The organism is Methylobacterium segetis (assembly GCF_004348265.1).
Classification (GTDB): domain Bacteria; phylum Pseudomonadota; class Alphaproteobacteria; order Rhizobiales; family Beijerinckiaceae; genus Methylobacterium; species Methylobacterium segetis.
Window position 1 is genome coordinate 1 of record NZ_SMNT01000162.1, and the last position, 7,611, is coordinate 7,611.

The 7,611-nt window shown below is 65.2% G+C and carries 5 protein-coding genes; 4 read left to right on the forward strand and 1 reads right to left on the reverse strand.

All coding sequences use genetic code 11. The features are described from left to right. Positions 1 to 1,071, forward strand: a 1,071-nt coding sequence (locus tag E1J50_RS24990; protein ID WP_132256828.1) for a methyl-accepting chemotaxis protein, incomplete at its 5' end; no start/stop codon positions are given. Between the two features lie 56 nt (positions 1,072 to 1,127). Here E1J50_RS24990 and E1J50_RS24995 read toward each other — a convergent pair. After that, a complete protein-coding gene (locus E1J50_RS24995) occupies positions 1,128 to 2,513 on the reverse strand; it encodes an HD-GYP domain-containing protein (RefSeq protein ID WP_132256830.1) in 1,386 nt (461 codons plus the stop codon). 481 nt (positions 2,514 to 2,994) lie between these two features. Here E1J50_RS24995 and E1J50_RS25000 point away from each other — a divergent pair, with 481 nt between their 5' ends. From E1J50_RS25000 to E1J50_RS25010, 3 genes are all read left to right on the forward strand, one after another. Next, on the forward strand, positions 2,995 to 3,228 hold the full coding sequence (locus tag E1J50_RS25000) for a type II toxin-antitoxin system ParD family antitoxin (RefSeq protein ID WP_207919290.1): 234 nt from the start codon (positions 2,995 to 2,997) through the stop codon (positions 3,226 to 3,228). Then, entirely contained in the window at positions 3,218 to 5,488 is a 2,271-nt protein-coding gene (locus E1J50_RS25005; RefSeq protein WP_281024595.1) for a PAS domain-containing sensor histidine kinase, read from the forward strand. Before E1J50_RS25000 ends, E1J50_RS25005 begins: the two co-directional genes overlap by 11 nt. Positions 5,489 to 6,757: 1,269 nt before the next feature. Continuing rightward, positions 6,758 to 7,611 (forward strand): glycosyltransferase (locus E1J50_RS25010; RefSeq protein ID WP_132256835.1); only part of this gene is annotated, 854 nt, incomplete at its 3' end.

A 7,611-nucleotide genomic window follows, 5' to 3' on the forward strand; every position in this document is an offset into this window, starting at 1 on the left:
GGCCGCGAGATCTGGCTGCAGGCGAGCTACAATCCGGTCTTCGATGCCTCTGGGCGCCCCTTCAAGGTGATCAAGTGCGCCACCGACGTCACCACCCAGAAGCTGCACGCCGCCGACGTCAACGGGCAGATCCAGGCGATCGGCCGCTCGCAGGCGGTGATCGCCTTCGCGGTGGACGGTACCATCCTCGACGCCAACGAGAACTTCCTCGAGACGGTCGGCTACAGCCTCGCTGAGATCCAGGGCCAGCACCACCGGATGTTCGTCGAGCCTGAGCACGCGGACAGCCGCGAGTATCAGGCCTTCTGGACCGATCTGAGCCGGGGCGAGTTCAAGGCGGGCGTCTACAGGCGGCGTGGGCGCCAGGGTCGCGAGATCTGGCTGCAGGCCACCTACAACCCGATCTTCGACATGAACGGCACGCCGTTCAAGGTCGTGAAGTACGCCTCCGACATCACGGCGAGCGTTCAGGCGCGGCTCGAGGCCACTGAGGCGACGAAGCAGACCCTCGACAACGTGCAGGCGGTAGCGTCGGCCGCTGAGGAGATGAGCGCCTCCGTCACCGAGATCAGCGGGAACATGGCGCAATCGAAGGCCGCCGTGGACGACATCCACACCCGCACGCTCGCCGCCGACCGGGCGACCACACAGTTGCAGGATGCGGCGCGGGCGATGGATGGGGTGGTGCAGACGATCACCAAGGTCGCCGAGCAGATCAACCTTCTGGCGCTCAACGCCACGATCGAGTCGGCCCGGGCCGGCGAGGCGGGCAAGGGCTTCGCGGTCGTGGCCGGTGAGGTGAAGGCGCTCGCCAGTCAAACGACGGGTGCGACGGCGCGGATCTCGGACCAGATCGTGGAGATGCAGCGCGTGTCGGGTGATGTGGTCGGGCTTCTGGCGGCGATCAGCTCGACGGTGGCGACGGTGCAGAGCTACGTGACGGGCGTGGCAAGCGCGATCGAGGAGCAGAGCGCGGTGACCCGCGAGATCTCGGCAAACATGCAAACGGCAGCCGGGGGCGTGGCCAGCATCAGCCGCAGCCTCGACAGGGTCGCACTCGGGGCTGTCTGACCTTGAGGGATCCGGCTGGCGTGCCTCACGCCAGCCGGACCGCAGCTTCTGAACACTCAGGCTGCCCGACTGAGATCACCTTCCACGGCTGCAAGCACCCGCTCCAGAGCGGCAAAGCAGACGGGATCAAACGCGGTGCCGACGTCAGCCCGCATGATCTCAAGCGCTCGTTCAGTCGGCATCGCTGCCCGGTAGGGGCGGTTCGCCGTCAGTGCATCGAACACGTCGGCAACCGACACGATGCGGGTTTCAGGCTCGATCTCGTCGCCCGCCAATCCCCGCGGATAGCCTTTGCCGTCCAATCGTTCGTGGTGCCCGCCACCGATCCGCGCCATGTCGCAAAACGCACTCACCCGGGCCAGAATGCCTTCCGACAGCGAGGCATGGTTGCGCATGTCGCGCCACTCCTGCTCGTCGAGCTTTCCGTTCTTGTCGAGGATGGAGTTTGAGACGCCGAGCTTGCCGATGTCGTGCAGGAGGGCCGCTCGCCTGAGCCAGCGCCGCCGCTCCGAGCTGTAGCCCAGCTCTGCCGCGATCAGGTCAGTGTATACCGCCACGCGCTCAGAGTGCCCCGAGGTGAAGGGGCTCTTCGTGTCGATCACCTGCGCGAAGGCACGCGCGATGTCGTCGAGGTACTCCTCATCGACGACAATCAGGCTCTGGGCCGGCTCAAGAGCCGCCACAGCGCGCTCGATATTGTCCGAGCCGAGGGTCTGCCAGAAGACCTCGCCTTCGGCGACGCGCTCAAGGCAGGCAACAACGTGCGGATCGAACCAAGCTCCTGCTCGGGCGCGAACTTCAGCCAGCGCCGCCTCTCGACCAGCCGCGGTGTGGAACACATCCACGACCTGCGCGAGTAGCGCGATGCGGGCGTAGAGAGGTATGGCCGATCCCGCCAAGTGGTCGGGTCGGCCTTTCCCGTCCCAGTGCTCGTCGAGTGCATGGATGGCATTGCAGACGGATGCCGGAAAGCGCAGGCGCGCTGCAATCTCAGCGCCCCTCTGGCAGCGGGTCTGGATCAGGTCATCAACGATCTCGCCGCCGTTCTGAAGGATGTTGAGGATCGCTCTGAATCGCTCGGCCAATCCTGCCTTGAGGCCCGTGTGCGAGAAGACGAAGCCGAGCACCTTCGGCAGGCTGTCGCTGACGGTCTTGAAATCGCGTTTGAAGCCGAGATCGTCGGACAGATAGAGCTCGCAGATGCGGGCCGCGTTGCTCGAGCAGCCGAGGTCTTTCAGCATCACGGTGTAGTAGAGCTCCCAGAGCTGCATCTGCGGCAGCCCCAACTCGCGCCCGACATGCATGGCGATCCAAGTCGAGCGCACGCAGTGGCCGGCAGGCTGTCCCTCCGTCAGGTCGAGCGCGTGACTCAGCGCGCCGAGCAGCTCGGACAGACGCAGACCGCCGGGTCCGTCCTCTACAGTGGCAAGTTTCACGTCCATCGCCGCCGAGCTCCTCAGATCACACGGCAACCATGCTGGATCTTCTGGAATCAGCGATAAATTTCTGCTGGCTCAAGGCAAATTAAGACGACGTGCTTAACAGGTTGAGAATACCTCATACTCGCTGCCGTCGCGGCCCCAGCGAGGGTTCTACTTCAGCCCAAAGGCTCTGCAGATGCACCGCTTACTGGTTGATGCGAAGCGCCAATTTGAACATGCCTCCAGAACGGACCTGGGCTGTAGAACCACTCGGAGGTCGGACGTTATGGAGCGCCAGCGGCGGGACTGAAGTCAGCGCCTAGGCAGAGACCCGCGTCGCGAGCGTTCCGAGCAAACGCGGGGGCGCTCGGCATCTAAGACCTTTCCAAAACAGTCATGCATCCCGCGCATGCTCGATCTTGATCATTGAGGTGTGCTTCAGTGGACTCCCTCAAGTGTAACGATCATTGACACAGGGCCGGCGTGCCGGCATGCCGCTAAGATGCCCCACCGCAAGACGATGAATGTGTCGCTCACGCCCGAGCTGGAGGCCTTCGTCGGCGCGTGCGTGTCCTCCGGCCGCTATCGTAGCAACAGCGAGGTGATGCGCGCCGCCTTGCGGCTCCTCCAGGTCCAAGAGCACCGCGAGACTGCCGTGAGCGCTGTGCTGCCCTCGCATGAGCCCGCTCAGCTCGCTGCACGGTCAGGACCGAGCCTGGTCGCCAATGGCAAGTAGGTCTCCTCTGCCGTTCTCGGCACGCGAGCGCTTCTTGGAGACGATCCTCGACAGCGCCACGGAGTTCGCGATCCTCACCCTTGACCTGAAGGGGCGGATCAGCAGCTGGAACAACGGTGCCGAGGCTGTGTTCGGCTGGACCGAGGCCGAGGCCCTCGGCGACCCAGGTCATATCATCTTCACGCCCGAGGATCGGGCCGACGGCGTGCCGGAGCAGGAGCTGGCCTGCGCACGCGAGAAGGGCCGCGCTGCCGACGAGCGCTGGCATGTGTGCAAGGACGGCCGCCGCTTCTGGGCGAGCGGCTCTATGGTGCCGCTGTTCGATGAACTCAGCGGAAACCACGAGGGCTACCTCAAGATCTTGCGCGACCGCACCCGCGAGCGCTTGGCCAGCGATGTCATGAGCGAGCAGCGCCAGACGCTGCAGACGGTCACCGATCACATCGGCGAGGCTGTGTTCCAGCTGGACAGCGCCGGCCGGATCACGTTCGCGAATCCCGCGGCCGAGCAGATGTTCGGCTGGCGCGCTGACGAGATGCTCGGCCAGGACCTACACCAACTCCTGCATCACAGCCACCCCGATGGTCAGCCATATTCGACCGAGGAGTGCCCGTTCGTGCAGAGTCTCCGTCGCGGTGAGACGATCCGCGACCACGAGGACGTGTTCTTCCACAAGCACGGGTCATCCCGCTCGGTCCTGGCGACCAGCGCCACGGTCAGTCAGGCAGGGCAGTCGAACGGCGCCGTGATGACGGTGCGCGACATCACCCAGCGCAAGGCCACCGAACAGCAGCTCACCGACAGCGAGGCCCGCTGGCGTGGCCTGTTCACCGGCATGCAGGAGGGCTTCCACCGGGGCGAGATCATCCGCGACGAAGCTGGCCACGCATGCGACTTCCGCTTCCTGGAGCTTAATCCCGCCTTCGCGACCCAGACCGGGCTTCCAATCAGCAGCAGCGGCCGCACGGTCCGGGAGGTGATCCCCTCGATCCAGCAAGAGGTGATCGATACCTATGCCCGCGTCGTCGACACGGGCGAACCGATCACCTTCGAGACCCACGTGCCGGCGCTCGGCCGCTGGTTCGAGGTGCGCACCCGCAAGGATGAGGGTGAGTGCTTTGCCTCGCTATTCCTAAACATCACGCGGCGCAAACAGAACGAGTTGCGTCAGGCCGCTCTGATCGAGTTGGGTGACCGGCTGCGCGATCTCGACGACGAGCCGGCGATCGTCGCTGCCACCGCCGAGATCATGGGCCACACACTGGGTGCCGACCGGGCCGGCTACTCCGCAGTCGACCCCGTGCAGGAGGCCATCATGGTCGCGCAGGACTGGGCGCGAGCGGGTCTACCCAGCGTCGCGGGCTTGCATCAGTTCCGAGACTACGGCTCCTACATCGAGAACCTGCTCGCCGGCGAGGTCGTGATCATCGCAGATGCCGAGCACGACCCTCGCACGGCCGCGGACGCAGCGGCTCTCATCGACATCAATGCTCGCGCGCTGCTGAACTTGCCGGTGCTGGAGCACGGCCGGCTGGTGGCCTCGTTCTTCGTCACGAAAGGTGCCGCCTACACCTGGTCGTCTCAGGACGTCACCTTCGTCCAGGCCGTGGCCGATCGCGCACGTGGCGCAATCCGACGTGTGCAGGCGGAAGAGCAGCAGGCGGTACTGAATCGTGAGCTGAGCCACCGGATGAAGAACCTGCTGGCGATGGTGCAGGCCATCACCATGCAAACGATGCGCAATGCCACCGACTTGGAGCAAGCGCGAGAGACGCTGGCTGCGCGCCTGATCGCGTTGGGCAAGGGGCACGACATCCTGCTGGAGCACGAATACAAGGGGGCGAGCCTTGCGGAGGTGGTCAGGTCAGCTGTCGCGTTGCACGACGACGGGCAGCCCGGCCGCTTCCAAATCTCCGGGCCAGAGGTGCACACCGGGCCGAGCGCGGCCCTCTCGCTGTCACTGATGCTGCACGAACTCGGCACCAACGCTGCCAAATATGGAGCGTTGTCGACCGCGGGCGGCCAGGTCGTGCTCCTCTGGACCATCGATCAGACTGAAGTTGAGCCGTTGGTCCGGCTGTGCTGGGCAGAGCAGGGCGGTCCGCCCGTCACACCACCGAGCCGCAAGGGTTTCGGCTCACGCCTGATCGAGCGCGGTCTCGCTGGCGCTGTAGGTGGGAACATCACGCTGGCGTTCGAGCCAACCGGGCTCGTCTGCAACGTCGAGGCCCCCCTAGCCGCGTTCCAGGCAGCGACCTGACCCTGCCCTCACCCCGCGATGTCGCTGAGCGGACGGCTTCGTCCAGGCGGATCGTGAGCGCAGTCAGGCATCGTCCTCAAGGCTAAGGAGGATCGATCGAAAGGCGCGGGCAACCGCAAGCGTTCGCTCAATCTCGGTCAGAACTTTCCGGGCGCACGCCTGCTCTCGGCCTGTGAGATCGGCGATCAATCTGAGCTGGGACACCCGGCGCTGTTCGGCCTCGGTAATGTGTCGGGTCGCAGCTTCCAGCAGTGTTTCCTGTCTGGGGACAGCCATGATCAGGGTAGAGCGAGAGGGGATCATCGGTGTAACCAACTTCCACCACAGGGTGATTGAAGCAAGCTGAACTCGCCGATCCAGAGCCTGCCGGAGTAGCTGTGCGTTTCGTGCAGAGCTCGCTTTGGCCGCTGGGGTATGCCGCAGCAGACACATGGAAAGCGGGCCAAAAGCGCGTCCGCTAGAGCGCCTTCAGTTCAACGGACGCATCGATTTGCGCGCACCCGCCCAGCGGACATCGATGTGAGTCATCGGTCTTGTGGCGCCCGTCCCGATCACCGCGCGGCCTCTGAGCAAAGGCGCATCTGAGGCCGCGGATGTCCGTGGCTCTTCATCTCAAGGCCGCCGCGGAACTCCTTTTAGCCGAAATCCGCGCCGTCGCCGAGATCGCTGAAGCAATGGTGGACGAGCTTGCCTCTGGCACCTGTGCTCACTTGGGAGATGACCTTCCTCACGTGCGCCGGAGGAGCCATTTCGGGCCGCTGTGAGGCGCCCGCCTGAGTCATGCGGAGGTCCGCTTCTGCGGCTCTGCTGCGGAAAGCGGAAGTTCCGCTCGCGGCCATCATCGGTCGCTTAGGCCCACTCGATCGGACTGCCCGTAAGCAGATCTTTTCACAGCCCGCTTCGGGTCAGCTCGGGCCTTCAGAACGGCCGAGTAAGAGCCGTGCTGGCAGGAAAGGGCCGCGGTTGCTGCTGGGGTTACACTTACGGGGCGCTACGCCATTCGATAAATTCGAACGGGTCTGAGTGCGATTGCACGGAGGGCAGGGACAAGCCGGCCGACGTGCGGCCGTATGATTTTGTGAAATTTCGTCTGCCCTTGTGCAGTCCCGCAGAACCGAGCTACGACGCGATTCTGTTACTTCTAAGCGGCAGGTCGTAGGTTCGAGCCCTACCGGGGTCGCCACGCCGGCTTCGGCCAGACAGGGATACGGGACACGTCACCGTGCGGACCTTCCGCCGCTCCGAACGCCCGCGGGGCGGTCATGAATCATGATGGAGAGAGACCTCTGGATCTCGCTGGACCGGGGCGTGTCTCCCGTCGTCCTGTCGGCACGCGGAGCGGCACTCGGCCTGCGCGGCTTCGTCCACGATCGCGCTGAGCGCGTCGCCTCCCTGCACCTGCGCCTCGTTCAGGGTGGCCGGACCGTCGAGGTCAGCCGCCTCTTCCTCCAGGACGGTCTGCTCGGGCCGACGGAAGCCGGAATCGGCGATCGCATCGACGGCGGCTTCTACCTCTCGGCGGTGTTTCCGCCGGACCCGGGCCTGAGCAACGGGGCGGCGTTTCTCGAAGCGACCGTGAACTGGGGTGACGGAGCTTCGAGCGAGATCCGCCTCGCCGCGGTCGATCTGATCAGGGCCGAGCCGGTTGCGGAACCCACGGGAGAGAACCGCGCGCTGGGACGGGTCGGCATCGCCATGGCGACCCACAACCCCGATCCCGCCCTGTTCGCCCGGCAGATCGCATCGATCCGCGCGCAGACCCATCGCGACTGGATCTGCGTCATCTCGGACGATCAATCGAGGCCGGATGTGCTGCGCGCGATCGCCGAGACGATCGACGGCGACTCGCGGTTCCACCTCCTGCCGCCCGGCCCCAGGCTCGGCTTCTATCGCAATTTCGAACGGGCCTGCGCGTCCCTTCCGGACAGCTGCGGCTTCGTCGCCTTCAGCGATCAGGACGACGTCTGGCTTCCCGAACGCCTTGCCCGCCAGGTCGCGGTTGCGGAGGGCGTCGATCACGCCTGCTGCTACTCGGATATGGAGGTCGTGCGGCCGGACGGCAGCCTCATCTCGCCGACCTACTGGGTGCACCGGCGGCCTCGATATGGAAGCCTCGGCGGCCT